Genomic DNA, 3,689 nt, shown 5'->3' with positions numbered 1-3,689 from the left:
GCATCTGTCACCAAACAGCAGGTGGTTGAACATTACGCTGATGTCGCTCATGCGGTGTTTGCAGATTCCCTTACAACAGCCAAAGCTCTAGACAAGTCAGTGGAATCATTTCTCGCGAATCCGACTGCGGCTAAGTTTGAACAAGTTAAACAAGTATGGCTTGCATCGCGCGTACCTTACCAACAGTCTGAAGTTTTCCGTTTTGGTAACGCGATTGTCGATGATTGGGAAGGCCAACTAAACGCATGGCCTCTTGATGAAGGTCTAATCGACTATGTATCTGCAGACTATCAATATGAGCTAGGTAACGAAGGCGCGAACGCTAATATCGTTGCTAACCAAGAGCTAACAATTGGCGCATCAACATTAGACGTTGCGAAGATTACTCCAGAGCTGATTGCCGACCTAAATGAAGTCGGTGGATCTGAAGCGAACGTTGCGTCTGGTTATCACGCGATTGAATTCTTGCTTTGGGGTCAAGACCTAAACGGTACGAACGCAGGTGCAGGTCAACGTGCTTACACAGACTTTGTTGTTGGTGCTGAGTGTACAAATGGTAACTGTGACCGCCGTGGTGAGTTCCTTAAAGCTGCTGCTGAGCTTCTAGTACAAGACCTAGAGTGGATGGAAAAACAGTGGTCAGCTGACGTTAAAGGGAACTACCGTGAAGAGCTTGTAAATGGTTCTGCTGACAATGGTCTACGTAAAATGCTATTTGGCATGGGTTCACTCTCTCTTGGTGAGCTAGCCGGTGAGCGAATGAAGGTTGCGCTAGAAGCGAACTCTACTGAAGATGAGCACGATTGTTTCTCAGATAACACTCATAACTCTCACTACTACAACGAGCAAGGTATCTACAACGTTTATACCGGTATCTATAAGCGTGAAGACGGTACACTGCTTTCTGGTCCAAGCATCAACGACTTAGTAGCGCAAAAAGATCAGCAAGCAGCTAAAGAGATCCAAAAGCAGTTTGATGTAACCCGTGCTCAAGTTGGTCAGCTAGTGACTTCAGCTGAGAAAGAAGGTCAGTACTTTGATCAGCTTATTGCTGCGGGCAACACACAAGGTAATGCACTGGTTAATGACACCATCATGTCTCTGGTTGAGCAAACTGCTCAAATCGAACGTGCAGCAAAGATCGTCGGTATCACTAGTTTGAATCCAGACACTGCAGACCACGAGTTCTAATCTGGGACACGCATAAAATAAAAGGGCTCATAAGAGCCCTTTTGCCGTTTTTTACCGACTGTGTTTTTGAGAATGATTCCCACTTAAAAACTCAGGTTATTTTCGAGTCGAGATCTTTGCCATGAAGTTGTACACGAAAACTATTCTTGCCAGCCTTATTGGCCTGAGCGCATCTTTCTCCGTACAGGCCTATGACGCCAAGTCAGGAGGCGGTACCTCTGTGAAGAAAGAGGGGGCTAATGCATTTTCGCTTCCTGCTGGAAACCTACCTATGTCAAAACGTTTAGATTTTAGCGTAGGTAATAGCTTTTTCCGTAATCCTTGGGTTCAGGCGCCTGCTTCGACAGATGCACGTGACGGATTAGGTCCACTATTTAATACTAATGGTTGTCAAAACTGCCATATCAAAGATGGTCGTGGTCATCCGCCAGAAGAGGGGGATATTCACGCCGTATCCATGCTAGTGCGTCTGAGCATTCCTGCAATGACGCCAGAACAAAAGAAAGCCTTTATTAAAGATGGTGTCATACCAGAACCAACTTATGGTGGCCAACTCCAAGACTTCGCACTGCAAGATCAAGTGCCGGAGGGCAGGATTCAAATTACTTATACCGATGTGCCAGTGAAATTTGCTGACGGTACGGTAGTGACTTTACGCAAGCCAGATCTCGCCATTACGCACCTAGGCTATGGAGAGATGCACCCTGAGACTCAGATGTCAGCACGCGTTGCTCCACCTATGATCGGTTTGGGTTTACTCGAAAGCATTCCGGACGAAACACTCAAAGCATGGGCTGATGAGCAGGATAAAGATGGCGATGGAATTTCGGGTAAAGTGAACATTGTGTGGGACGTTCGAGCTAACGACTTTGCTGTAGGACGCTTTGGTTGGAAAGCGGGACAACCTAGTTTAATGCAGCAAAATGCCGCTGCGTTCAATGGCGACGTTGGCCTTACTAGTCATTTGTTCCCCAATGAGAATTGTACCTCTAAGCAGACGATTTGTGATGATTTGCCAAATGGAGGTTCACCAGAAGTTAGCGATAACATCCTAGACTTTGTTGAGTTTTATTCTCAGCATTTGGCGGTGCCAATTCGCCGTAATGTCGATGATCCGCAAGTAAAACTGGGGCAAGAACTCTTTGTTCAAGCGGGCTGTGAAAGCTGCCACAAAACCAATGTTAAAACAGCGGTACGAGATAACCTGCCAGCGCTGTCAAATCAAACCATTCATCCATATACCGATATGCTGCTGCATGATATGGGATCGGGTTTAGCGGACAATCGACCAGAGTACCTTGCCAATGGTCAAGAGTGGCGCACTCCGCCGTTATGGGGAATTGGCTACACTGAAGAAGTGAATGGTCATAGTTACTTTTTGCACGATGGCCGAGCTCGTAACTTGATGGAAGCGGTGCTTTGGCACGGTGGTGAAGCGGAAGTAGCGCAGAAAAAAGTGCTTAAGTTTAATCAAAATGAACGAGATGCGCTGATAGCGTTCTTAAACTCGCTATAGGATTTAATCATGAATCAACGACACTCTATATTAGCTGCGATAATGGGTATGACTTTGCTCGGCTGTCAGAGTTCTACAACAGGTGAGGCTCAGCCGCAAAACACCAATCACCTTAGCCAAGGTGTTTACGAGGTTGAGTTTGCATCAGCGCACAGCTTTAAAAAACAAGCGGCGAGTTTGTCTCAGTCGCTTGTCGATTATTGCGCGTCTAGCTCAGATCTAGAGTCGGTTAAGAAGCAATGGCATCAGACTATGCTGGCTTGGATGGCACTACAAGGGCAAGAGCGAGGTCCAGAAGCGGCGCTTGCTCAAAGTTGGAACATCCAGTTTTGGCCAGACAAGAAGAACACAACTGGACGAAAAATGAGTCAGTTGGTTAAACGACCTGTCGCATGGTCTCAGCCAGATATCGCTTTGCAAAGTGTAACTGTGCAAGGCCTTGGCTCGATTGAATGGTTGCTCTACGACAAAGCCTCTAACTTGACTGGGAACCTACAAACTTGTCAAACAGCAACGGCGATAGGTTCTAACATTCAAATCAACGCTGGCAAAATTGCACAAGCGTGGGAGTCCAACCCTTGGGTTGAGCTTGATCAGAAGCAGTGGCAGTCAGAGTACATCGCACTGCTTTCTAATCAGCTTGAATACAGTATGAAGAAGATGAGTCGTCCACTGGCTAACTTTGGCAAGCCGCGACCATATTTCTCTGAATCTTGGCGCTCAAAAACATCAATGCAAAATCTGAAGGCAAACATCGAAGCAATGCAATCACTTTATTTTGCAAACGGAGAGGGGTTAGATGCTCTTCTACGTGGTAAAGATAAAGCTCCGCTAGCTGACCGAATCGTGAATCAGTTTGCAATGACAATAGAAACCTGGCCGACAGAACAGAGTCTATTTGAAATGTTACAAACCAAACAGGGCTATCAGAACGCTTACTCACAGTACAACAAGCTAGAACAGCTAAAGTATCTTATTCATG

Annotated in this window: 3 protein-coding genes; all 3 read left to right on the top strand. The window is 46.2% G+C overall.

Translation table 11 applies throughout. The annotated features are described in order from the left end of the window. On the top strand, nucleotides 1-1,191 hold a 1,191-nt coding region (locus QTO00_RS16470), incomplete at its 5' end, for an imelysin family protein (RefSeq protein WP_331425756.1). Between the two features lie 121 nt (nucleotides 1,192-1,312). After that, entirely contained in the window at nucleotides 1,313-2,707 is a 1,395-nt protein-coding gene (locus tag QTO00_RS16465) for a di-heme oxidoreductase family protein (RefSeq protein WP_331425755.1), read from the top strand. 9 nt (nucleotides 2,708-2,716) lie between these two features. Continuing rightward, on the top strand, nucleotides 2,717-3,689 hold a 973-nt coding region (locus QTO00_RS16460), incomplete at its 3' end, for an imelysin family protein (protein ID WP_331425754.1).

Source organism: Vibrio sp. M260118 (assembly GCF_036533755.1).
Lineage (GTDB): Bacteria > Pseudomonadota > Gammaproteobacteria > Enterobacterales > Vibrionaceae > Vibrio.
Note: the sequence above shows the minus strand (reverse complement) of the source record. Positions and strands in the feature narration are given on the sequence as shown.

What these genes read in the sequence shown, in the direction of transcription:
- QTO00_RS16465 (WP_331425755.1), top strand. Translation starts at nt 1,313, where the DNA reads ATGAAGTTGTACACGAAAACTATTCTTGCCAGCCTTATTGGCCTGAGC.